Origin of the sequence: Lacticaseibacillus thailandensis DSM 22698 = JCM 13996 (assembly GCF_001436135.1) — a bacterium.
In the GTDB taxonomy this organism is placed as follows: domain Bacteria; phylum Bacillota; class Bacilli; order Lactobacillales; family Lactobacillaceae; genus Lacticaseibacillus; species Lacticaseibacillus thailandensis.
Window position 1 is genome coordinate 151,203 of the sequence record NZ_AYZK01000003.1, and the last position, 22,161, is coordinate 173,363.

Genomic DNA, 22,161 nt, shown 5'->3' on the forward strand with positions numbered 1-22,161 from the left:
AATATAGAAAGAAACTGCGCAGTTTTTTAACTGCTAAATAAGTGGAACCCAGAATTAAATAAGTGCGCAGTGAAGGACTGCTGGGCAGTCCTTCACTAAATATTGATATGGGCGGGTGGGTTTTAGCTCAAACCTTCGCTCTTAATAATGCTCTCAACTTTATCAAAGACTGGCTTGCTCATGGCTGGCATCCGGTAGAGGATCGCACCGGCGTCAACAACTGGAATCTTTGGTGTGAAGGACATGTCGGTCTTCGCAATCTGTGCGTAAATGTCGTAGTGGCTCATCATGTCTTCGTTCAAGTCCTTGATCATAATAGCGTCGCACTTGACGTCGTAGCCACGCTTCTTCATTTCACTTTCCAAAGCGTCCTTAATCTGGTGGCTAGAGTTAACACCGGCACCGCAAGCTGCAAGAATCTTTACTGTCATGATAAATTCCTCCTAATTTGTTAGTTACCTATTATGGTGATTGTTACCCTTGGTTAAAGAATGTGTTCAGGAACGAGTAAATCGCGGCCCGATTGGTCTCGTTGAAGAAGTGTTGTAGGTCTTCAGCGGGCGTCGTGGTCAAGAAGCCCATGATCTCCGAGAGAACATTAGCCTGTCCGTCGGGATCGTTGTTCAAAATCATGAACAAGAAGGAAACGGGAAACTTGTCGGCCGGTTCGATCATATTGCCAAAGTCGACGGGCGTGACCAGTTTAATAGGAACAACCAACCGTACGTTGACGAAATTACCCTCAGTGTGCGGGATGGCGACGTTCGGGTAATCAGGATTGACGACAGACATGTCAATCCCGGTCGGGTAGTTCTGTTCCCGTTCCCATAGGTTCTTCAGAAATTCCGGCTTGACGTACTGTTTGGCCAGTAGTTGGTCGGAAACTTCCTTAAAGATACCTTCCTGCGTAGTCTGCTCAGTTACGAATACCGCCGTGGGATCGAAGAGCGTCTTGTTTGCTACATCGGGCATGCGGCATCACCTCCGTTAGTTTTTGTTCGTTTGTGTTTACCTGATTACACACTCAATTATATACAAGCGCTTTCAACAGTCAACCCTATAAAGCGCTTTTTTTATAGCGATTACAAAAGCTACATTAAGGCATTGACAAGGCTTTCAACAGGTGATACTTTAACAGTGTACTTGGGATACAAACAAATACGAACACAAATGAACTAAGCGGAGGTGATGCGCGTGTGTTAAAACGACAACGTTTATTAACTATCCGTAACTTGGTTGACCGTAAAGGCATTGTCACTGTCAACGAAATCGGGGCGGCGTTGCACGTCTCCACGATGACGGTTCGCCGTGACTTGGCCGAATTGGCTGAGAACAACGCGGTGATTCGCGTTCACGGTGGCGCGCAGAGTCCCCGGTTAGCCCAGGAGCAAAGTCAGGAACTGACGCGACTCGAAAAACGTGAGTTACACGTGGACGAGAAGCGGCAGATTGCTGCCACGGCGGCGAGCCTGATTGAGCCCGGCGATACGGTCTTTATCGGCCCTGGGACTACCAACGAGTTTATCGCTAACTACCTATCTATTAGCGATGTGCGGATCGTAACCAACAGCCTGCCCGTTTTTGAAACCTGGAAGGGTCAGGCAGACCGTTACGAGCTGTGCCTGGTTGGGGGAACCTACCGTGATCATAGTGGTGCCTTTATTGGTAACTTGGCGGTGGAGATGTTGCAAAATCTCCGGAGCAACAAAGCGTTCGTTTCTGCGAACGGTGTTTGCGACGGGGTCATCAGCAATGCCAACGCCGACGAGGGTCAGGTACAGCGGCTAGCGTTAGCCAACGCCGGCAAGCGGTACATTCTGGCGGACCATTCCAAACTAGACACAGAAGACTTCTACGCCTTCTATAGTCTGGATGACGTCACCGCCTTGATTACGGATTCTGGGATCGATGCCGATCAGCGTGCTGACTACGGTCGGCACACGCAGGTATTGACCGCGAAGAAGTAAGTTGTAACTGTTAACAAATTTTTCTAAAGGAGATATGTCTGATGGATGTTGTAATTGGATCCGACAAAGCTGGTTTTGAACTCAAGGAAAAGGTTAAGCAGTACCTGCAGGACCACGACTATAACGTGATCGACGTCACCGAGAAGCCTGCTGCCGACTTTGTTGACTCCTCGTTGGCCGTCACCAAGCAGGTTTTGGACAACGGTGTGAAGAAGGCCATCATGTTCGATGAATATGGTGTTGGTAGTGCGATGGCAAGCAACAAGGTCAAGGGTATGGTGACCGCGAACGTCAACGAGGAGCGGACCGCACACATGACCGCGCTGCACAATGGTGCCAAAGCAATTGCATTGGGTTCCGGCATTGTTGGCGAGAAGCTAGCATACTCAATTGTTAAGCGGTACTTGGACACTGATTATGCTGGTGGCCGTCACAAGGTACGCCTGGACATGCTTGAAAAGATGATTTAGTTCATCGTTCTGATAATTTAATTCAGATAATTTTTAGGAGGAATACTCAATGTTTGAAAAAGATATGCCAGCACCAGAATTTGCGGATGTGAAGACCGATAAGCACACAATTATTGCGCTTGGTAATGACCACATTGTTACCGACCTGAAGACCCTGATCTCCGACTACCTAAAGGCTGAAGGTTACCAGGTGATTGACGAAGGTACTTATGACCACACGCGGACCCACTACCCAATCTACGGCAAGCGGGTTGCTGAAGACGTTGCCGATGGCCGCGCCGACCTGGGGATCGTTCTCTGTGGTACTGGGATTGGTATCAGTACCGCGGCGGACAAGAACGAAGGTATCCGCGCTGCTATGGTTGGTGACATTGCGCAGGCCGTTTACGCAAAGGAACAGTTGAACGCTAACGTCCTTGGCTTTGGTGGCATCGTGCTGGGCCGTGACTTCGTCTTCGACATTATCGACTACTACCTGAATGCTGAATACAAGCCATCCGACGAGAACAAGAAGCTGATCGACAAGATCGACAACATTGCTACGCCAAATCCTGACCAGAAGGACAACCCACACTTCTTCGATGAAGAAAACAAGAAGTGGTCTGAAGGCGTCTACCACGACTAAAGTTTCGGTGTGGAGAAGCAGCACGCATCACCCGTGCGGTGCTGGTTCACTCATCTGCACCACCAATCTTAACTAAACTCCTTAAAACTAAACCAAACGTAAAGTGCCCCAACCAGAGTCAGACGACCTGGTTGGGGCACTATTTGTGTGCATTAATGTTACTTCTTAAAAACGGCCAGCCGGGCCTTAGTTGCTACCTGCTTTTGGAGCAACTGGCCCTGCACGATGTGGCGATCCTCCTCACCGACCAGCGATGACGCGCAGGTGACCAACGTAATCAACTTTTTGCCCTTAACGTTGTCGATGTACTGGACCTGCATCTTGTACACGGTCTTGCTGAGGGTGACCTTGTAGGTGTACACGTGCTTCTTGTCGGTGATGTAGATACGCTCGCCCAACTTAATGTTGGTCAGGGGTGAGAACAGGATATGCTTGTTGACCATGTGGTGCCCCGCCAGCGCGTAGTTACCTTTGCCCATGTGCTGCTTGGCCTTCATGGTAGCGGCACCGACCGCCAAATTTTCGTTACTCAGTCCAGCCATGATGGGGAGATCAATTTTCACGCTGGGGATGGAGAGTAGACCGATGGGGTGGAGGTTCCGGTCAGTTGCTGCTTTGGTGACCGTACTGAGGCCTAATGCGTTGACCTGCTTAAAGTTGTAGCTGGCACGGTGACGTTGGTTACGCTTAATGTCGGTGCGGGTCAGCTTTTGTGCCGAGCTGTACTGATTTTGCGATAGTAAGTTAATGGTAAACACCTTGATTTGCTGGTTAAAGGTGAGTGCCAACCCCACTATGAGCAAAATTACGATTAAAACCCGCCAGAGCCATACATGCTGTCGCCCAGAACGTTGCTGCTTTGCCATCTTGGTCTCCTCCACCGGTGCGGACAGTTGCCCGACACTTACTATTTGTTAGCTAATACCGTCATTATAGCAACTCCTATTAAGAATAACAATATTGATGGCAGTGAGCAATGTCAAACCCCGTTGATTAGCCTACAAAAATAAAAATAAAAAACTTTGCTCAAAACACTTGACCTGAAACGCGTTCGACAAATTACACTGTGTTTGCAAGGTTGAAAGGGGTTGCAACTACCGCGGGGTTGCCGTTCCGGCCTGCAGGAAATTAACTAACGGATTGAATCAAGGAGGAAATTATTATGCTGTCTCTACTGAAGAAGAAGAACGTTGTTGCGAACGTGGCGTTAGACGAAAACAACGAGTTGGCAGCCCTGAAGGCAATTGCAAACCGCGTGGCTGGTAAGTTGGATCTAGCCGAACAAGAATTGAAGAGCGGCTTTTTTGCCAGCGGTGCGCAGGACGCGGTTATCATTGGCGATGAAGCGGTCATTCTCCGGGCAACTTCCTCAACATTGACCCACCCTGAAGCGGTTGTACTGAGTTTTGATTCACCGGTACAGTGGGGTGATGATAACAGTAGCGTCGATATTGCTATTGCCATTGTGCTACCGGTTAATGATGACAGCGCGTACCAGACGCTGCTTAATAACGCACGCGTCGCAATCAGCGATCACATTGATGAGTTGAATACGCTCAAGAGTAGTAACAGTGGTTTGAAGACATTATGGAAAGAAATTAACCGGTAATGACGGCCCTAATTAGGCTGGTGCATATTTGTGACAACCGGATAAACGATAAGCGTCAAACGTGACGCCCGTTACGTAACATGCGTAGCGGGGAGCTCATGGGTGGGTCGCCTCCCAGCCCTGGTTCCCCGGTGCGCATGTTATACTATTCCCTAGGACATTAAGAAGGAGAGGGCCATATTGACAACCATTCGTGACGTTGCGCGTATCAGCGGGTATTCGGTGTCCACCGTGTCGCGTGTCCTCAACCATAAAAATTACGTTTCCGACGGGGTACGGCGTAACATTCAGAAGGTGATCAACGACCTTGATTACGTGCCCAACGATGTAGCCCGGGATCTCAGCCGGGGAAGAACCAAAAATATTGGCGTGGTGGTCCCCAACGTGGAGCACCCGTACTACACCGACATTATTCGGGGTATCATGGCGGCAGCCTTCGCGGCGGGGTACAACGTCCTGATGCTGCCATCACGCTATGAGCCCCAGGTGGAACACGGTTACCTGGACCAATTACGTCGTCGTGCCTTTGACGGTTTGATTTTTACTTCGCACACGATGCCGGTGGCGGATATGGTCCCCTACAAAAAGTATGGTGAAGTGGTGGTCTGCCACGACCCAGGCAGCATTGATATTAGCGCGGCCTACACGGAACGCGGACCATCATATCGAGCGGCGTTTCGCTGGATTCAGCGTCGGCACTACCATAACGTTGGGCTGGTACTCCCGCGCGGTGTCGATATTAGCGCCACGAGCAGCGCCACCATCGTTGCTTACACACGCGTTTTCGGTACGGCGCCAGAACCGCGACTCGTGCGCACGGGGGTTATGTCGTACAGTGACGGTTACGCGGCGGCGGAGTATTACCACTCCCAGAATTTAGCCCCTGATTTTATATTTGCCAATGGCGATGACATTGCGGCGGGCATTTTGCAGTATTACCGGGACAACCATCTCCAAGCGCCCGCGTTGATGGGGCAGGAGAACCAGTTGTCTGGTCAGCTACTGGGCATACCGACCATTGATCATCACTTCCGGGATGTGGGGGCAGCGGCCTTACGGTTAGCCATTGGGGCGGCGTCCGGCCAATTCCCCGTCCATTCAGATTTTATCCCACGGTAGTGTTTCACGTGAAACACTGCTTTTTTTATTGCCGTTCAATCATGGACGGTCCGCTAACGGTACTTGACCACCAGTCCCATCGCGACGGTATACAAAAAAGTAACACCATCGCATGGGGGCGCTACCAGTGATTAACAAGCTATTAGCGCCATCAGGGGGATTGAATTATTTAGCCTTGACCTTTCTTAAAGACGGGATACAACGTGATGCCGGCGACGTAGTTGGACTCGCTGGAAGCAAGCCAGGCTGCGCCAGTAGCAATTTCCTCCGGCGTACCGATTCGATGCATGGGTACCATGTTGACGGTCTGGGCGTATTGATTGCGTAGGGCCAATGGCGTTGACGCGGATATTATCCTTAGCGTACTTCATGGCGATAGTTTGGGTAAAGAGCTTGACGCTCCCCGTAGCCGCCGCGTAGCTAGCGAAAGTTGGCCATGGTATGCGTTCGTGTACGGAGGACTGTTGGTAATGTTAGCTGGCTGGTGATGTGTTTTGAAGTAGGCAGTGCAGCCCGTGAGCCCAAGGGCACGCCAGTCTGGTCGACCGCGGGCACTTTGTTCTAGAGCGGTTTGCGGCAATTTGTCCACGCCATCCCCAGTGGAGACATCGGCTGGGGCCATGACACCTTCACCGCTAGTTGTGGCAATCGCAACTGCGCAGCCAGACTGATGATCTTCATGATTCGACGGATTTGCACGCATGATTTGTCAACAAAAAACGGGCGCCATCCATTAAGGATGTCGCCCGTAATAATTACATACTAATCTTCAGGATTAACGTCTTTACTGTAGGCAGGACGCTTGATGAAGAGTGCGATGATGAAGCCGACGATGGTCAAGGCAACCGTGAAGTAGGCGCCGTAGTGCACACCGTTAGTGAACGCAGCAGCGGTACCATGACCACTGTATGCCGCTTCACCGATGCCTAGCAAACTAGTAGCCACGGCCGTAGCGATGGCACCGATGATCTGCTGCATGGTGTTCATGATGGTACTACCATCGGCAGACAGGGCGCCGGTCAAGGAGTTGAGGGCGTAAGTCTGGGATGGGGACATGGCCAGTGGGGCACCAATCATGATGATGACGTGGGCCGCAATGACGTAAGCAATGGAGCTAGTCGTCGAAGCGGTAGCCAGCATCACGGCACCAATAAAGGCGATGATGAAGCCAATCCGGGCCGGAGCCTTAGCACCAAAGCGGTCGTATAAGCGACCAGCAAGGGCGGAAACTAAGGCGTTGACCACCCCACCAGGTAACATGATGATCCCGGTTAACGCAACGACCAAACCTAAACCGTTCTGAATGTACATTGGCAATAGGTACATGGCGGAAAGGATGATCCCAAAGTCGATCATGACCAACAAGGCACCGGTAGTAAATGCAGGAATCTTGAAGGCACGCAGGTTCAGCACCGGCGTGTCGAGGTGTAACTGACGGTGAGCATAGAAGCCCAGAACGATTACCCCAATAACGAGGGCAACGAGCACAACGGGTGAACCCCAGCCACGAGAGCTGGCGGAACTAACACCGAAGACAATGGCTGAGAAACCAATGACGGATTCAGCCATCGATAGGAAGTCAGCTTTAGGCTTAGTGATGTTACCAACGTTTTTGAGGCTGGTGAAGGCAAAAATCAAGCCAACGGCCAATACGGGGACAAAGACCCAGAAGATCCAGTTCCAGGACAACTTGGCGAGGATGATCCCGGTCAAAGTGGGTCCAATTGCTGGGGCGAACATGATGACTAACGCGTTGGTCCCCATAGCCGCTCCCAACTTGTGGGGTGGGAAAATGGACATGGCCACCGTAAACATCAGGGGCAGGATGATCCCGGTCCCGATACCCTGAATCAATCGACCCACCAGTAGCACCGGAAAGACGCTAGCGGTAGCAGCAATGACGGCACCGACGATAAAGTCGGCCAGGCCAAAGATGATTAGCTGACGGGTGGTAAACCACTTAGTCAGAAAGCTTGAGAACGGTAGCACGATCCCGATGACCAACATGTAACCAGTGACGAGCCACTGAATCGTGGCGGTGCTGACGTTGAGACTCTTCATGAGGCTTGGCAGGGCAATGTTTAGGGACGTTTCACTGAACATCCCGATAAAGGCACCAACCCACATGCTGACCATTGCGAGCATGGGGTGGCGCACGTCAACGCGGGCTTTATCCAGGTTGACGGCAGTACTTGATACTTGTTCCATTGGTAATGCTCCTCCTCTGACGCACAAAAAATAGCGGTCCGGTAACGACCAGGCTGCTAGTCTATACGCTTGATCAAAATAGCGGCACTAATACCAATAGACGCGCGGGGCGCATATATATCCCGAATAGACTGCTGGTGTCGCCCCCTGTGGCATAGCCGTGATCAAAATCAACGGCTATACGCGACGACACCCACGCAATTGGTGATGGTGCGTTTCAACAATTGGTTATGTTAACAGAAAAAGAACGTTTGTGTAAGTGTTTTTTGAAAATGTCTTGGCAAAGCGGCTGCTTCTGGAAACGCTGATAGCGCTTTCCTAAAGAAATCAAGGCTTTTTAGCTGATTTGAAAGTTGAAAATAGCCTGTCAGGCGGATTGACCGCTACTAATCATGAGCGGACAAAAATAACCCGGATGCATGCAGGCATCCGGGCAAGACTAACATTATTTTAAACGAAGGGGTGATAAACCAGTTCGATTACGCCTTTGCGGGTAGCAAAGTTCACGTGCTCTAATTCTTGGGTCAGAATTTTATTGTATTCAGCCAAGACATCGCCGGGTAAGGGGGTGCAACCGTGTAACTGCTTAATCAGATCTGCGGGGGTCAGCGCGCTATCCAGGTCGGCAAAAATCGCTAGTTTACCCACCACGTCAGCCAGTAGGTCTGACATGGCTGCATCGGGTTTGCCACTGGGATCGGTGATAACGAGTTCGTGTTGGCTCACGGGCCGGTGGTTGACCTGCAATAACTTGAGTGCCTGAAAAACGTTCATGATGGTTGCCCTCCTACGGCATAACTTAACCCCTATCTTAGGCGAAAACGGGGTGACTGACAATCACTAAGGACTATCAGCATCAAGAGAAATTATTTCCCGGGAAATAATTGGCCCACATCAGTCATGGCCACCACCCGGTGCGTTCAGGTGATGGCCACTGTTAGTAGTCAAGGTAATTGGCAGTATTATGCTGTTAAGCCCGGTTCAGGTACCGCTTAAGGAAGTCCCGGGTGGCGGCTTCACGCGGGTGCTCAAAGATTTGTGCTGGCGTGCCCTGCTCACCAACAACGCCATCATGCATGAAGATGACCGTGTCAGAGACATCACGGGCAAAAGCCATTTCGTGAGTGACGACGATCATGGTGAGGCCGGTGCTGGCTAGGTCCTTCATGGCGGCGAGCACGTCGTCCACCATTTCTGGGTCTAGCGCGCTGGTTGGCTCGTCGAACAGCAGCATTTCTGGGTCCATCGCTACGGAACGCGCAATAGCGACCCGCTGCTTCTGGCCCCCGGAGAGTTGGGCGGGCTTGGCGTTGACGAAGGGCCCCATATTCATTTGCTGGAGGATCTCCATGCCGTGCTTTTTGGCTGCACCTTTGTCACGCTTCAGGACCGTGACTTGGGGTACCACCACGTTGTCGAGCACGGACAGGTTATTGAATAGGTTGAAGTTTTGGAACACCATTCCTACCTTGGTGCGGTAACGGATGAGGTCGAAGTTATCAGCGAGAACATTCTCGCCGTGAAACAGAATTTGGCCGCTGGTTGGTGGCTCTAGTAGGTTGAGCCCACGCAACAGGGTGGACTTACCGGACCCTGAACGACCGATGATAGTTAACACTTCACCCTTAGTGACGGCGAGGTTGATGTCTTTTAGCACCTCGTGGTTGCCGAACCGCTTCTGCAGGTTGCGTACTTCTAGCAAAGCTGATTCCGTCATTATTCAGCATCTCCTTCCGTATCCTTAATGGATGGCGTCTCCACCTGCATCTGGTTGTTCATCACGTTGTAGTTTTTGGGCCCATCGAGGTGTTTTTCGATGAGACGGAAGAGCCGTGAGATGGTAAACGTCATGATTAGATAGATGCCACACACGATCAGGTAGGTGTGGAAGAACTGGAAGCTTTGCCCCGAAATGGTTTCGGCGGTAAAGAACAGTTCGGACACACTGATGATGGACAGCACCGAAGTGTCCTTGATATTAACGATAAATTCGTTGGTCACGGCTGGCAAACTGTTGCGGATGGCTTGTGGCAGGATGACTTTGGTCATGGTTTGCCAATGGGTGAAGCCGAGCGCGTGGGCCGCTTCGAACTGGCCCTCGTCCACGGAAATAATCCCGCCACGGATGATTTCGGAAATGTAGGCCCCGGTGTTGATCGATACAATGACCAGGGCGGCAACGGTCCGGTCCATATTGACCCCAAAGGCCTGGGCAGCCCCGTAGTAAAGTACGGCCGCCTGAACAATCATTGGTGTGCCCCGGAAGACCTCAATGTAGACGGATAACAGCCAGTTGATGATAGCCATCAAGCCCCGCTGGGCGGGCTTTTTTGCACGGGGAATGGTCCGGACGATGCCGACTAGCAGGCCAATGATGAACCCAACGAGCGTACCAATTAACGCTAACAGCAATGTCATCCCGGTCCCGCGCAGTAGCATAGCACCATACTGCTTAAGAATGTTCGTGAACCAATTGCCACTCGAATTGGTGACGGGCTGATCCTTGACGGCCTGAGTCATCATGTGGTTCCGTTCCTTGGTGGAAATTCCCGCCAAAACTTGATTGATCTTGGCTTCATTAGGGTCCTGTTTGCGCAGGCCGATGGCGAGGTCGGTGTCACTTGCATCCGTTTTGAAGCCTTTGTTCTTGGCAAAGTGGATGTAGGTGAGCTTGTTATTGGCGTGCTCTGCTGTGATCCCTTCCGGAATTTCGGAGACGTACCCGTCAATGGTACCGGATTCCAGCGCAACCCGCATGGCCGGAAAGTCATCCATGGCGGATTGACGCTTAACGCCCTTGATCTGCTTGATGGCGGTGTAGTGGTAGGTGGATAGTTGTGCGGTTAGCTTGGCGCCTTTAAAGTCCGATAACTTAGTGGCGTGGGCGTACTTGGAATCTTTGCGTACAACAATAGTTAGTTTAGATGCGTAGTAAGTGTTACTGAAGTCGATCGACTTGCGCCGGGCTGGTGTGGGGGACATACCGGCGATGATAGCGTCAATCTTGCCGGAGGTTAATGACGGTAACAGTCCGTCCCACTTTGTCTTAACGACGATGGGCTTTTTGCCTAACGCACGGGCAATCTTCTTGCCCATCTGTACGTCATACCCATTGGCCCAGAGTTTTGAACCCTGGATTCTTACGGCGCCGTGTTTACTAGAGTTTTGTGTCCAGTTAAAGGGTGCGTACCCGGCCTCCATACCAATTTTGTAATACTGACTACTGCTGGCGGCACTTACTTGGTGACTAGGCGCGGTGACCCACAGCCCGGTCAGTATCAGTGCGCTCACAATTGCGAACCAAACTTTCTTCATTGGTGTTCTCCCTTCATCTGACTACCGTGGCTAACGGTCGATCAAGCTACGCGTTGGGCGCGGCCCACATACCGTGAGGGGAAACAGGGGTATGAAAAAGACCCATTGAATTGAATGAACAACTCAATGGGCCCGCTAATCTCACTATATAAGTAGTAAAACCAACAATCATAGCGCTCCTTGCCAGTGGCAAGACAGTCCGGCGACTTTCGTCGACCGGCCCAACGACAGTTGCTGCGGAGCAACTGTCGTTTCGGCGGGGTTGCTTTCAACTAGAGTCATCGTATCCGCTACTCGTCTAGCTGTGGTCGTCCCCGCGACCTCTATTTCGTCGTGGTATATATCATGTTGCCTCTAAAATTACCCGGTTTTACGCAACCTGTCAAGACGTGTCTGCCCCTCTCCGCGCCAATGTTGGGTAGTGATGGAATGAGTATCGGTGGATTAGGGATGACTAAAAATGCTGTACCCCTTTGTGGGTATGGTGTTGCGCATTTTGCCCTTTAGGCAAACAAAGTAAACAAAATTCGAAAAAATTTTTTTGAGCTTTTGGTTGCTATTAGTGACTTTTCATGAAACACAAGTTGGTTTTGTCAAGAAAGGGCTTGCAAAACGTGCCCTATCTGCGCATACTTAACACTGTTAAGAAAACCCCTTACATTTCGAGTTTAGTAGCAATTGTACATTATTTAGGTAAACCTAAAGTGTGGGGCTTTCTAAATAAATATATTTTGGGAGGCGAAACAATGGTCGGAATCATTCTAGCCAGCCACGGCGAATTCGCTGCAGGCATCAAGCAGTCTGGTGAAATGATCTTCGGTGAGCAGGACAAGGTCGAAGTTGTCACGTTCAAGAACGGCGAAAGTCCTGACGATCTGAAGCAACATCTTCTAGATGCTACGACTAAGTTCGACCCCGAAGACGACGTACTGTTTCTGATTGATTTGTGGGGTGGCTCACCATTCAATCAGGCAAGCGGAATCTTTGAGGAACACAAGGACAAGTGGGCAATCGTTACTGGCCTGAACCTACCGATGCTGATTGAAGCATACGGTTCTCGTTTGACGATGAACTCCGCTCACGAACTGGCCGCACATCTAGTTGCCGCTGGACGCGATGGTGTCAAGGTTAAGCCAGAAGCCCTCGAACCGAAGCCAAAGGCCGCACCTGCTGCTAAGAAGCACGCAGCTGCATTGCCTGAAGGCACGGTTGTCGGTGATGGTAAGATCAAGCTTGTGCTCGCACGTGTCGACTCACGTCTGTTGCATGGGCAAGTTGCAACGACTTGGACCAAGACTACTGGCCCGAACCGGATTATCGTTGTTTCTGATGGTGTCGCAAAAGACAAGTTACGTAAGACCATGATTGTGGAGGCCGCACCGCCTGGGGTTAAGGCAAACGTCGTTCCTATTAAGAAGTTCATCGACGTTTGCAAAGATCCTCGGTTCGGTAACACGAAGGCGTTGATTCTGTTTGAAACTCCTGAGGATGCACTGGAAGTTGTCAATGCGGGTGTTGATATTCCAACCCTGAACATTGGTTCCATGGCGCACTCGGAAGGTAAGACGGTTATCAACAAGGTTCTCTCGGTTGACCAAAAGGATGTTGACGCATTTAAGGCATTGCGGGACAAGGGCGTTAAGTTCGATGTTCGCAAGGTGCCTGCTGACAGCCCTGAGAACTTGGGTAACTTGCTTAAGAAAGCGGGATTTGACTTTTAATCGACGCGTCTTCGCGTCCGCAATTATATAAGGAGGACCACAATGTCATTTATTTCTGTTATTGGGATCCTAATCGTGTCATTCCTTGCTGGTATGGAAGGTATCTTGGACGAATTCGATTTCCATCAGCCAATTTTGGCTTGCCCGTTGATCGGTCTGGTATCTGGCCACCCAGCTGAAGGTTTGGCATTAGGTGGGTCTCTCCAATTGATCGCCTTGGGCTGGATGAACATTGGTGCCGCTGTTGCACCTGACGCCGCCCTGGCATCCGTTGCCGCTGCAATCCTGGTATGTGTTAAGGGTACCAGTGTTTCCAACGGTGTCGCGTTGGCCATTCCACTGGCTGTTGCCGGTTTGGTTCTGACCATTATCGTTCGTACCATTGCAACCTTCTTGGCTCATGGTGCTGACGGTGCTGGTAAGCGCGGTTCATTTGCTGGTGTTTACGCATTCCACTTTATCGCTTTGGCCCTGCAGGGTCTGCGTATCGCGATTCCTGCAGCCCTGATCGTTGCCGTACCAACTCACGTTGTGACTGACTTGCTGGCAGCTTTGCCAGACGTTGTCACCAACGGTTTGAAAGTCGGTGGTGGTATGATCGTTGCCGTTGGGTACGCCATGGTTATCAACATGATGGCTACGCCTGCTCTGTGGCCATGGTTCTTCCTGGGCTTTGCCTTGGCTGCACTATCCGAAATTACTCTGATCGGTATGGGTATTATCGGTGTTGTTATGGCCCTGCTGTTCCTGCAGGTTGACCCAGAATTCAACAAGACGTCCGGCGGTTCTTCATCTAGTGATGGCGGCGACCCAATCGACGACATCCTGAATGATTACTAGGAAGGGAGGAAATAATAATGGCTAATGAAATTAAGTTAACTAAAACAGACCGTTTCTGGGTCTTCTGGAACAGTCAATTCCTCCAGGCTTCCTGGAACTACGAACGTATGCAGAACGTTGGCTGGGCCTTTGCCCTCGCACCAGCGCTGAAGAAGTTGTACAAGACTAAGGAAGACCGTGCCGCTGCTTTGAAGCGTCACCTGGAATTCTTTAACACGCACCCATACCTGGTTGCACCTATTCTTGGTGTTGAAATGTCTCTGGAAGAAAGTCGTGCTAACGGGGCTCCTGTTACCGACCAAACCATCCAGGGTGTTAAAGTTGGTATGATGGGCCCTCTGGCCGGTGTTGGTGACCCAGTGTTCTGGGCGACCGCTCGTCCTATCCTCGGTGCCTTCACGGCGTCATTTGCCTTGTCTGGTAGCTGGCTTGGTCCAATCCTGTTCTTCGTTGTATGGCAGATTATCCGTATGGGTTTCCTGTGGTTCACGCAAGAAATGGGTTACAAGCAAGGTGAAGCGATCACTAACGACGTTTCTGGTGGTTTGCTGCAGAAGATCACTGTTGGTGCTTCTGTCCTAGGTATGTTCATCATGGGTGTCCTAGTTCCTCGTTGGATGACCATGAACTTCCCAGCCGTTGTTTCTAACGTTAAGGTTGACAAGGACGCGCAGGTTAACTTCCAGCCAGTCATCAATGCCGCTAACCACGGTCACCTGACTGTTGGCAAGATTCGCGCTGTCATTGCTTCCGTTAACGCTGGTAACTCCGTCACGCCAACAAAGACTACCACTCTTGGTGATATCTTTGATGAATTGACTCCAGGTCTGATGCCTTTGCTGCTCACCCTGGTATGTGTATGGTTGCTACGGAAGAAAGTTAGTCCAATCGTTATCATTCTGGGACTGTTCGTTGTTGGTATTCTGGCCTACTGGGCAGGTATCCTCGGCGCATAATCTCGTCAATGTGCTATTGAACGACAGAATCGGCAATAGGCCGGTTCTGTTTTTATTTTCACGAGGTTTGTTATAATCAGGGCATAATTATTAATAGTTGCTGTCGATGAGGAGGAAACATCATGGTGGAAGTCGAAATATTAAACCATACCGCGGAGGGGACCTTTAAAGTCAATTCCATGGTGAGTGCCAGTGACCCTAAACCGGGTTTTCTGATTTTGGGTGACGGGGGGCTCGAGTTCCGTGCTGATAGTGGGCATGGGTACATCATGATTCCTTGGGCCAACATCAAACGGGTGCGCGCACAGGTCTACATGAAGACGCACATACGTGGCTTCTTTATTGATGTTGACGACGGGCGCAGCTTCAACTTTGTAGCCAGCAAAGCCGTGGAGGCGCTGCGAATCATGCGGGACCACCTAGGTAGCGCCAAACTCGTCAAGGCGGCGACGTTGACTGGGACCATGAACAAGCGGTTCCACAATCTGTGGCAGAACGTCACCAAGCGGTTTGGCCGTAAAGAAAATAAATAGTCCTGAGCGACAAACAGGCCACCGGGTGCGACGACGTATACGTCGCCAACATCCGGTGGCCTGTTTATGCCTGCAGAAAGGCGTGGATCAAACTGTAGAAACGGTCAGTGTCCTCAATGTAGGACATATGGTTGGCATGCGCAACCAAGCGTAGGTGGGCATCCGGAATGCCTGCGGCGAGGTGCCGTGCTGCCCGGAGGTGGATGTCACCTTGGGCGCCCGCCAAGATGAGGGTGGGTGCGCTGACCCGCGCCAGCTGTTCATTGGTAATGTGGGGCCCCCACATTTGTAGTCCCAGTTTCTTCCGCGGACGGGAGAAGTAGTCGGCCGCCAAGGCGATACGCTTGCGTAGCCGCAGGTCACGTGGTTGGGTGTGGACACCTGCCAGGATCAACCGGCCAATGATGGTAGGATGCGCGCTGGCGACCAAGAGGGCACTGATACCACCGTCACCAACACCAATGACGGTGGGTGCGCGCAGGTTCAATGTTTGGATAAAGTCCCTGACATCCGTGGCCATTAACTGATAACTAATGTAATCCGTGGTGCTACTTTGGCCGTGGTCGCGTGCGTCCAACGCGTACACCGTGAAGTTTGGCGCCAGCTGGGGAATGAGGTCTGCAAAGATGGCGTGGCTAGTGCCGTTACCGTGTAACAGGATCAGCGGGTGTCCGTGTCCATGCTGGGTATAGTAAAGTGTCGTGTGGTTGACTGTTAGATACATGTTGCTCCTCCTTGCGCCATTATTTCCCGGGAAATAATTATCGGTGTGTTTGTGGTGGGTGATTTTTGCGACTCACCGGTCTTACCGGTATAATAGTAACAGAACAGCACCTAATGGAGGGCCGATTATGGCTAAGAAAATACTTGTGGTTGATGATGAAAAACCGATTTCGGATATCGTCAAGTTTAATTTGAACAAAGAAGGTTTTGACGTTGTTACCGCGTTTGATGGTGAAGCGGCGTTACAGCAGTTTGCTGATGAAAAGCCTGATCTCATCCTACTGGACTTAATGCTACCAAAGATCGATGGTTTGGAAGTCGCCCGGCGGATTCGTAAGGACAGCGATGTGCCGATTATTATGCTGACGGCCAAGGACAGCGAGATCGATAAGGTGCTCGGTCTTGAACTTGGTGCCGACGATTATGTCACGAAGCCGTTCTCCAACCGGGAACTGGTCGCCCGCGTGAAGGCCAACTTACGGCGCCAGAATTCAACGCCAGCACCAACCGAGCAGGAAGAGGAAAACAAGGATATTCAAGTGGGTGACCTGGTCATTAAGCCAGAAGCCTACACGGTGAATAAGCGTGGTGAAAACATTGAACTCACCCACCGTGAGTTTGAATTGTTGCACTACCTCGCCCGGCACCAGGGGCAAGTCATGACCCGTGAGCACTTGTTGCAGACGGTGTGGGGCTACGACTACTTTGGTGATGTCCGCACGGTCGACGTCACGGTGCGGCGGCTTCGCGAAAAGATTGAGGACACTCCTAGTCATCCCGATTGGTTGATGACACGTCGGGGTGTGGGTTATTACTTACGGAGTCCAGAATCTGATCAGGGGTAAGTGGCCGGCATGAATAAAAAGATCCGGTTTTTCCATTCGATTCACTTCAAAATTGCGCTCGTGTTCATCCTTGTAGTCGTCGTGACTGTCGAGGTGATCGGGGCGTATTTTGTCAAACAGCTAGAGCAACAGAATATCGATAGTTTTAAGTCGCAGATTACGATTGAGACCTACGTTGAAGACAAGGTGATCAATGCCCTCGAGGAAAGTAACACCACGAAGGCTGACCGCCAAATTCGTAATGCCTTAAATGAATCAAGCATTGTGAACTCCGCGGATATCCAGGTGGTGGACGCGAAGGGAGTTTTGCGTGGTGACAGTAACGTTAACTCCCAGACGGTCATTGGGCAAAAAAATGGGTCCACTCAGGTTAAGAACACCCTGTATACGGGCCAAAACTACGAGGGGTTTACGAAGGCGGGCGGGTCGTCCTACTACGTAAAAATTACGCCGCTCAAGAGCAGTAACTCAACTGGTGACGATAACAGTGTTATTGGTGCCATCTACATCCGGGCCAACATGGATTCGGTCTACGACAACATTAGCTCGATCACCCGTATTTTCTTTATTGCCAGCATGGTGGCGGTCTTGTTAGGCATCTTTATCGCCATTGTCATTAGCCGGGCAATTACCCGGCCAATCGACGCCATGAAGCGGCAGGCTAGCCGCATGGCCCAGGGCGACTATTCCGGGCAGGTGCGGGTATACAGCCAAGATGAGTTAGGGCAGTTGGCCATTGCGGTCAACGACCTGTCCGTGCGTGTGGAGGAAGCCCAGGAAGCCAGTGAGGCCGAACGCCGGCGGCTGGATAGCGTGCTGGCGCACATGACCGATGGGGTGATTGCCACCGACCGTCGGGGTAACGTCATTATCATCAACGAAACCGCCCTCGAGTTCTTGAACATCAAGAATGAGGACGCTATTGGCATGTCGATTCTACGGATGCTCAAGATCAACAAAGAATACACTTTACGTGACCTACTGGATAGCCAGACGGAATTGCTCCTGAACATGGAGACCGAGGATCACCAGGAAATGATCCTGCGCGCGGACTTTTCCATGATTCAGCGGGAGACTGGCTTCATCAGTGGGTTGGTCGTGGTGCTACACGACGTTACCGAGCAGCAAAAGAACGAACGCGAACGGCGTCAGTTCGTGTCGAACGTGAGTCACGAACTGCGGACGCCGCTCACCTCGGTGCGTAGCTACATTGAGGCCCTGAACGACGGGGCATGGCAGGACCCCAAGCTGGCCCCAAAGTTTCTCAAGGTGACCCAGGATGAAACCGACCGCATGATCCGGATGATCAACGACTTGCTGTCGCTGTCCCGTCTGGACATGGGGACCAGCAAGATGGACATTGAAACCATCAACTTAAATGAGTTCTTCAACTACATCCTGAATCGCTTTGACATGATGTTGCAGACCGATAATGAGCACGCGGGTGATTCCCGGCACGCCCTGTTGGATGACCAGGGTCAGCCGCACAAGCATTACACCATCAAGCGGGAGATCACCAAGCGCAGCCTGTGGGTCGATGTGGACCAGGACAAGTTTATGCAAGTGGTGGACAACATCATGAACAACGCGATCAAGTACTCACCTGATGGGGGTACCATCACGGCCCGGCTGGTCGAAACGAATAACCACGTGATTCTTTCAATTAGCGACCAGGGGTTGGGAATCCCCGCCAAAGATATTAACCACGTCTTTGAGCGGTTCTATCGTGTCGACAAGGCGCGGTCCCGGAAGCAGGGTGGTACGGGTCTCGGCCTGGCCATCAGTAAGGAAGTTATTGAGGCAATGGGCGGCCGCATCTGGGTCGACTCGGTAGAAGGCAAAGGCAGTACCTTCTACATTTCCCTACCGTATGAAGATATTGCTGACGGGGGGGATGACTGGGATGAAGCTTAGAAGCCTAATATTACGACTTTGTTTGACCGGCCTGGTTGCCATTAGTCTCCTGTTGACGTGGTTTATTTGGTACAACCCGTCCAACTTTGCCCGCCAGCAAAGCAGTAACGTTACCGTACAGAAGGCCACTAAGACCACCAACGAGGCGGTCGAACGGAACACCTTTCTCCCTACGGAGGCCCTCTGGCAAGGAAGTAACCAAAAGTATCAGCTCATCGCTAAGGGGAATGGCGTGCCGGCTCAGGCGCGGACTAAACTTGCCAAGTGGCAAGTCACCAAAGTGGGACCGGTGAAGCAGCTATCGGTCAACGCGTACAATCACCTCCTGACGTTACCGCAGTCGCTGCAACTAACATATCAGGGCAGTGTTTCTTGGTCACTGATTCGTACGCTCCTGTTTAAGCGCACGACCAAGGCGGCCGCCAACTACGTCTTTGACCGCATCGTCTTTGATACGCGGAACCAGCGGACGTACCTAGTCAACGACTACCACGAAACGGTGCGGCCGCTATCGATCAAGCAGCCTAATTACGGGGCGATAGCGGACCTGCTCGGGGATGCTACTACCAAGTATGCGGTCACTGAGCAGCGTTTTGACCACCACGAGGTCGCGTTGCTGGACCAAAGCATTGCGGTCACACCGCAAACCTATTTGATCGATAAGCAAAGCGCCACGCATTACATTGCACTACTGATGACGGATAACACGTCGACCAGTGCGGTGGACACCAAGCAAATAGGTAACCAGACCGTTTACACTGTGAACAGTAACCAGCGGCTGGCGGTCGACAAGAATGATAGCTTGATGCAGTACGAGGACTTCGCGGCCGCGGCCCCAGCGACCAGCTACCGTGGGGTGTTACGCGCGGCGTTCACTTCGTTATCGAGCCTGAGCTTTGCTAGCAAGCAGGGCATCCGCTACTTTGGGTATAATACGCAGGAAAATGCGGTCACCTTCCGGACATACGTGCGCGGGGTGCCCGTCTTTAACCAGACATCCAACGGCACCGTGCGCGTGGTACACAACACGAGCAGTAAGCGTATCGAGTTTTCCGGTAGTAACCTGGAGGCGGCGATTCCCACTAGCCAAACGGCAGTGAAGCTGCCAGCTGGGCAGGACGTACTGAATAAATTGGCCAGCATGGGTGCCCAGCCGAGTGACATTGATGACTTGACGGTGGCGTATAAGTGGGAGCGCGATACGAACAGCGGCCTGGTGGTGAACCTAACGCCAACGTATTACGTTAATATTAACGGCACGTTTGTGGACTATAACGATTTGTTGAGTGGCAAAGTAGCATTGTCAACGCTTATTAATTCGGACAACTAGGGGGGATACCAATGGACTTTCGACGCATCGAGTGGATTTTACTGGTCGTCTTTTTGTGCATGGATATTTTCCTCGGGTGGAGCTTGGCCCAGAACCGGCAGGTGTTTATGTCCACTACAGCCACCGGCGCCACGACCGAAACGTTGTCGGAAATGAAGCGGGACCAGATTTCACTGCCGTCACTCAGCAAGACGAATAGTCGTGGTTCGTACCTGGCCGGTAATAGTGATAATAAGGTGCTACAAAACAGTACTGCTGACCGGGTGCGGGAGAGCAACACGGAGACGACGGTGAAGACTACTAACGGCGTGGAACAACTCACCGCTAAGTTGAAGACCCCCTTGGCATTAGGCCACAAAGGGATTGCAGCGCAGGTTCGTAAGTTTGTGACGGATACCAACAATGTTTGGCGTGGTAACCAGTATGAATTTGAAGCGGACATGAGTAGCAGAACCAACTACGTCTTTTGTCAGAAAACTCAGTACGGGGTGATTGTCGATGGCCACGGGCGGCTGGCAGTCAGCGTGCGCGACCACAAGATCACGGGGTACACGCAGACTTACGTGACCAACGTGAAGACGATGCACCACGCGCAGAAGTTGATCAGCGCGCGGGAAGCGGTGTTGACGCTGTACCGGGATAATGAAATTGTGAATAATTCGTCGGTTACGTGGACCAAGCTGGGGTACACGGAGCTACTAACGACGAAGGGCACCACGGTGTATATTCCGACGTGGTCCGTGGGCATTTCGAGTAAAAACTCGAAGAACGTGACCGTGCATAAAGTTAACGCGATGAGTAAAGCCGTCATTAAGGAACGTTAAGCCAAAATCCATTCGCGGTGTTTCACGTGAAACACTTGGGGAATGGATTTTTTTGTGTGTGGATGGTTAGCCGTTATTTAGCTGTTTGAATTTGGAACTGGCGACTGCACTATGGCTTGCCACACTGCGCCCGGTTCGTGCTAGCCCGGTACGGGCGTGAGGCGCACAGCGCAGTCATGGGCACCCCCAGCTAGCGTGCGCGAGCAGGGTTAGAAAGGGTGCCAAGACCGCTATTGCGAACCGTGCGCCCGCAATACAGACCATCATAAAAGTGATAGAATGGCACCAATAGTGGTTTGTTTTGGCAAGCCGCACAACGGAGGTAATAATGTTGACGACAGCAGATGCTGATTTCGGTATGCGGGTATGCGTACTAGCAAGTTCCAGTTCTGGTAATACTACTTATATCGAGACCCCTCAGCATAAGGTGCTAGTTGACGCGGGCTTTTCCGGCAAAAAGATTGCGGCGTTGTTAGCTAGCATCGGGCGCGATCTGAATGACGTGGATAGCCTATTTATCACCCATGAACATACGGATCACGTACAGGGGATGGGGGTGCTCGCTCGACGCTACCCGAAACTGCGTATTTACGCCAATGAGGGCACCTTTGCGGCGTTGCCCAAGAGCGTGGGCAAGTTGCCCTATGACCAGCTATCCATCTTCAAGCGGGGCACCACGTTAAGCCTAGGCGACCTCGACATTGAGAGTTTCGGTGTATCGCACGATGCCGCTGAACCCCAGTTCTACCAGTTTCACCACGATGACAAGGCGTTTACCATTCTGACCGATACGGGGTACGTTTCCGACCGGCTGGCGGGAACTATCCGTGACAGTGATGCGTACCTAATGGAGGCCAACCACGATCTCACCATGTTGCGTGAGGGCCCGTATCCGTGGGGATTGAAGCAAAGAATTATGGGTGCTGAGGGGCACCTATCTAATGCGGATGGGGCAGCGGCCCTAATGGATGTTATTGGTCCGCGGACGAAGCGTATCTACCTGGGTCACCGGTCCGCTAACAACAACACCAAGCCACTAGCGCACCAAACCGTGGCGGATATGTTGCTGGCAGAAGGTTTGCCAGTGGGGCACGACTTCCAGCTATTGGACACCGAACGTGAAACACCCGAAGCGTTATTTACGGTATAATTAAGGTGTGGC

Annotated in this window: 22 protein-coding genes, 1 pseudogene and 1 riboswitch; of the genes and pseudogenes, 14 read left to right on the forward strand and 9 right to left on the reverse strand. The window is 51.6% G+C overall.

Going from position 1 to position 22,161, the window contains the following annotated elements; all coding sequences use genetic code 11:
• Window positions 1-122: 122 nt before the first annotated feature.
• A complete protein-coding gene (locus tag FD19_RS06015; RefSeq protein WP_054750414.1) occupies window positions 123-431 on the reverse strand; it encodes a PTS sugar transporter subunit IIB in 309 nt (102 codons plus the stop codon).
• A gap of 43 nt (window positions 432-474) precedes the next feature.
• The gene (locus FD19_RS06020; RefSeq protein WP_054750417.1) at window positions 475-972 is read right to left on the reverse strand and encodes a PTS sugar transporter subunit IIA; all 498 of its coding nucleotides are present in this window, start codon (window positions 970-972) and stop codon (window positions 475-477) included.
• 224 nt (window positions 973-1,196) lie between these two features.
• On the opposite strand from FD19_RS06020, the gene FD19_RS06025 reads away from it, so the two are divergent.
• The 3 genes from FD19_RS06025 to lacB are packed head-to-tail and all read left to right on the forward strand — an operon-like array spanning window position 1,197 to window position 3,062.
• Window positions 1,197-1,967: a DeoR/GlpR family DNA-binding transcription regulator gene (locus tag FD19_RS06025; RefSeq protein WP_054750419.1), complete on the forward strand. Its 771-nt coding sequence runs from the start codon at window positions 1,197-1,199 to the stop codon at window positions 1,965-1,967.
• A 41-nt stretch (window positions 1,968-2,008) separates the two neighbouring features.
• Complete coding sequence (lacA, locus tag FD19_RS06030) at window positions 2,009-2,437, forward strand: galactose-6-phosphate isomerase subunit LacA (RefSeq protein WP_054750421.1); 429 nt, start codon at window positions 2,009-2,011, stop codon at window positions 2,435-2,437.
• A gap of 49 nt (window positions 2,438-2,486) precedes the next feature.
• The gene (lacB, locus tag FD19_RS06035; protein WP_054750423.1) at window positions 2,487-3,062 is read left to right on the forward strand and encodes a galactose-6-phosphate isomerase subunit LacB; all 576 of its coding nucleotides are present in this window, start codon (window positions 2,487-2,489) and stop codon (window positions 3,060-3,062) included.
• Between the two features lie 158 nt (window positions 3,063-3,220).
• On the opposite strand, the gene FD19_RS06040 is transcribed toward lacB, so the two are convergent.
• Window positions 3,221-3,928, reverse strand: a complete 708-nt coding sequence (locus FD19_RS06040) for a class A sortase (protein WP_054750425.1) — start codon at window positions 3,926-3,928, stop codon at window positions 3,221-3,223.
• 296 nt (window positions 3,929-4,224) lie between these two features.
• Here FD19_RS06040 and FD19_RS06045 point away from each other — a divergent pair, with 296 nt between their 5' ends.
• Window positions 4,225-4,671: a PTS sugar transporter subunit IIA gene (locus FD19_RS06045; RefSeq protein WP_056969357.1), complete on the forward strand. Its 447-nt coding sequence runs from the start codon at window positions 4,225-4,227 to the stop codon at window positions 4,669-4,671.
• 180 nt (window positions 4,672-4,851) lie between these two features.
• Complete coding sequence (locus FD19_RS06050) at window positions 4,852-5,790, forward strand: LacI family DNA-binding transcriptional regulator (protein WP_056969358.1); 939 nt, start codon at window positions 4,852-4,854, stop codon at window positions 5,788-5,790.
• Window positions 5,791-5,959: 169 nt separating this feature from the next.
• Here FD19_RS06050 and FD19_RS09725 read toward each other — a convergent pair.
• The 5 genes and pseudogenes from FD19_RS09725 to FD19_RS06075 form a co-directional block, all read right to left on the reverse strand.
• Window positions 5,960-6,351, reverse strand: a pseudogene (locus FD19_RS09725) (SDR family oxidoreductase); the annotation flags it as partial.
• Between the two features lie 201 nt (window positions 6,352-6,552).
• Complete coding sequence (locus tag FD19_RS06060) at window positions 6,553-7,998, reverse strand: DHA2 family efflux MFS transporter permease subunit (RefSeq protein WP_056969359.1); 1,446 nt, start codon at window positions 7,996-7,998, stop codon at window positions 6,553-6,555.
• A 450-nt stretch (window positions 7,999-8,448) separates the two neighbouring features.
• Window positions 8,449-8,772, reverse strand: a complete 324-nt coding sequence (locus tag FD19_RS06065; protein WP_054750433.1) for a hypothetical protein — start codon at window positions 8,770-8,772, stop codon at window positions 8,449-8,451.
• A 196-nt stretch (window positions 8,773-8,968) separates the two neighbouring features.
• Window positions 8,969-9,715, reverse strand: coding sequence for an amino acid ABC transporter ATP-binding protein (locus FD19_RS06070; RefSeq protein ID WP_054750434.1), 747 nt, complete (start codon window positions 9,713-9,715; stop codon window positions 8,969-8,971).
• Complete coding sequence (locus FD19_RS06075) at window positions 9,715-11,313, reverse strand: ABC transporter permease subunit (protein ID WP_056969360.1); 1,599 nt, start codon at window positions 11,311-11,313, stop codon at window positions 9,715-9,717. The genes FD19_RS06070 and FD19_RS06075 overlap by 1 nt, the downstream gene beginning before the upstream one ends.
• Window positions 11,314-11,476: 163 nt before the next feature.
• A riboswitch (Lysine riboswitch) is annotated at window positions 11,477-11,647 on the reverse strand.
• A 412-nt stretch (window positions 11,648-12,059) separates the two neighbouring features.
• Here FD19_RS06075 and FD19_RS06080 point away from each other — a divergent pair.
• The 4 genes from FD19_RS06080 to FD19_RS06095 all read left to right on the forward strand — a co-directional run bounded on the left by FD19_RS06080 (window position 12,060) and on the right by FD19_RS06095 (window position 15,363).
• Window positions 12,060-13,034, forward strand: a complete 975-nt coding sequence (locus FD19_RS06080; RefSeq protein ID WP_054750436.1) for a mannose/fructose/sorbose PTS transporter subunit IIB — start codon at window positions 12,060-12,062, stop codon at window positions 13,032-13,034.
• Between the two features lie 42 nt (window positions 13,035-13,076).
• Complete coding sequence (locus FD19_RS06085) at window positions 13,077-13,874, forward strand: PTS mannose/fructose/sorbose transporter subunit IIC (RefSeq protein ID WP_056969361.1); 798 nt, start codon at window positions 13,077-13,079, stop codon at window positions 13,872-13,874.
• A gap of 17 nt (window positions 13,875-13,891) precedes the next feature.
• A complete protein-coding gene (locus FD19_RS06090; RefSeq protein ID WP_054750438.1) occupies window positions 13,892-14,830 on the forward strand; it encodes a PTS system mannose/fructose/sorbose family transporter subunit IID in 939 nt (312 codons plus the stop codon).
• Between the two features lie 122 nt (window positions 14,831-14,952).
• Window positions 14,953-15,363, forward strand: coding sequence for a DUF956 family protein (locus FD19_RS06095; RefSeq protein WP_054750440.1), 411 nt, complete (start codon window positions 14,953-14,955; stop codon window positions 15,361-15,363).
• Window positions 15,364-15,427: 64 nt separating this feature from the next.
• Here FD19_RS06095 and FD19_RS06100 read toward each other — a convergent pair whose 3' ends face one another.
• On the reverse strand, window positions 15,428-16,087 hold the full coding sequence (locus tag FD19_RS06100; protein WP_056969362.1) for an alpha/beta fold hydrolase: 660 nt from the start codon (window positions 16,085-16,087) through the stop codon (window positions 15,428-15,430).
• A 127-nt stretch (window positions 16,088-16,214) separates the two neighbouring features.
• Here FD19_RS06100 and yycF point away from each other — a divergent pair, with 127 nt between their 5' ends.
• The 5 genes from yycF to FD19_RS06125 all read left to right on the forward strand — a co-directional run bounded on the left by yycF (window position 16,215) and on the right by FD19_RS06125 (window position 22,149).
• Window positions 16,215-16,931 carry a response regulator YycF gene (gene yycF, locus FD19_RS06105; protein ID WP_054750444.1) on the forward strand — a complete coding sequence of 239 codons (717 nt, stop codon included), beginning with the start codon at window positions 16,215-16,217 and terminating at the stop codon, window positions 16,929-16,931.
• Between the two features lie 9 nt (window positions 16,932-16,940).
• Entirely contained in the window at window positions 16,941-18,845 is a 1,905-nt protein-coding gene (gene walK, locus FD19_RS06110; RefSeq protein ID WP_056969363.1) for a cell wall metabolism sensor histidine kinase WalK, read from the forward strand.
• Entirely contained in the window at window positions 18,835-20,175 is a 1,341-nt protein-coding gene (locus FD19_RS06115; protein ID WP_162205188.1) for a YycH family regulatory protein, read from the forward strand. Before walK ends, FD19_RS06115 begins: the two co-directional genes overlap by 11 nt.
• A gap of 11 nt (window positions 20,176-20,186) precedes the next feature.
• Window positions 20,187-20,999, forward strand: coding sequence for a two-component system regulatory protein YycI (locus FD19_RS06120; protein ID WP_054750448.1), 813 nt, complete (start codon window positions 20,187-20,189; stop codon window positions 20,997-20,999).
• Window positions 21,000-21,330: 331 nt separating this feature from the next.
• A complete protein-coding gene (locus FD19_RS06125) occupies window positions 21,331-22,149 on the forward strand; it encodes an MBL fold metallo-hydrolase (RefSeq protein ID WP_420836031.1) in 819 nt (272 codons plus the stop codon).
• The last annotated feature ends 12 nt before the right edge of the window (window positions 22,150-22,161 follow it).

Excerpts from the sequence above, each read along its gene's own strand:
- FD19_RS06015 (WP_054750414.1), bottom strand. The coding sequence starts at position 431 with ATGACAGTAAAGATTCTTGCAGCTTGCGGTGCCGGTGTTAACTCTAGC.
- FD19_RS06020 (WP_054750417.1), bottom strand. The coding sequence starts at position 972 with ATGCCCGATGTAGCAAACAAGACGCTCTTCGATCCCACGGCGGTATTC.
- lacA (WP_054750421.1), top strand. The coding sequence starts at position 2,009 with ATGGATGTTGTAATTGGATCCGACAAAGCTGGTTTTGAACTCAAGGAA.
- lacB (WP_054750423.1), top strand. The coding sequence starts at position 2,487 with ATGTTTGAAAAAGATATGCCAGCACCAGAATTTGCGGATGTGAAGACC.
- FD19_RS06040 (WP_054750425.1), bottom strand. The coding sequence starts at position 3,928 with ATGGCAAAGCAGCAACGTTCTGGGCGACAGCATGTATGGCTCTGGCGG.
- FD19_RS06045 (WP_056969357.1), top strand. The coding sequence starts at position 4,225 with ATGCTGTCTCTACTGAAGAAGAAGAACGTTGTTGCGAACGTGGCGTTA.
- FD19_RS06060 (WP_056969359.1), bottom strand. The coding sequence starts at position 7,998 with ATGGAACAAGTATCAAGTACTGCCGTCAACCTGGATAAAGCCCGCGTT.
- FD19_RS06065 (WP_054750433.1), bottom strand. The coding sequence starts at position 8,772 with ATGAACGTTTTTCAGGCACTCAAGTTATTGCAGGTCAACCACCGGCCC.
- FD19_RS06070 (WP_054750434.1), bottom strand. The coding sequence starts at position 9,715 with ATGACGGAATCAGCTTTGCTAGAAGTACGCAACCTGCAGAAGCGGTTC.
- FD19_RS06075 (WP_056969360.1), bottom strand. The coding sequence starts at position 11,313 with ATGAAGAAAGTTTGGTTCGCAATTGTGAGCGCACTGATACTGACCGGG.
- FD19_RS06080 (WP_054750436.1), top strand. The coding sequence starts at position 12,060 with ATGGTCGGAATCATTCTAGCCAGCCACGGCGAATTCGCTGCAGGCATC.
- FD19_RS06085 (WP_056969361.1), top strand. The coding sequence starts at position 13,077 with ATGTCATTTATTTCTGTTATTGGGATCCTAATCGTGTCATTCCTTGCT.
- FD19_RS06090 (WP_054750438.1), top strand. The coding sequence starts at position 13,892 with ATGGCTAATGAAATTAAGTTAACTAAAACAGACCGTTTCTGGGTCTTC.
- FD19_RS06095 (WP_054750440.1), top strand. The coding sequence starts at position 14,953 with ATGGTGGAAGTCGAAATATTAAACCATACCGCGGAGGGGACCTTTAAA.
- FD19_RS06100 (WP_056969362.1), bottom strand. The coding sequence starts at position 16,087 with ATGTATCTAACAGTCAACCACACGACACTTTACTATACCCAGCATGGA.
- yycF (WP_054750444.1), top strand. The coding sequence starts at position 16,215 with ATGGCTAAGAAAATACTTGTGGTTGATGATGAAAAACCGATTTCGGAT.
- walK (WP_056969363.1), top strand. The coding sequence starts at position 16,941 with ATGAATAAAAAGATCCGGTTTTTCCATTCGATTCACTTCAAAATTGCG.
- FD19_RS06115 (WP_162205188.1), top strand. The coding sequence starts at position 18,835 with ATGAAGCTTAGAAGCCTAATATTACGACTTTGTTTGACCGGCCTGGTT.
- FD19_RS06120 (WP_054750448.1), top strand. The coding sequence starts at position 20,187 with ATGGACTTTCGACGCATCGAGTGGATTTTACTGGTCGTCTTTTTGTGC.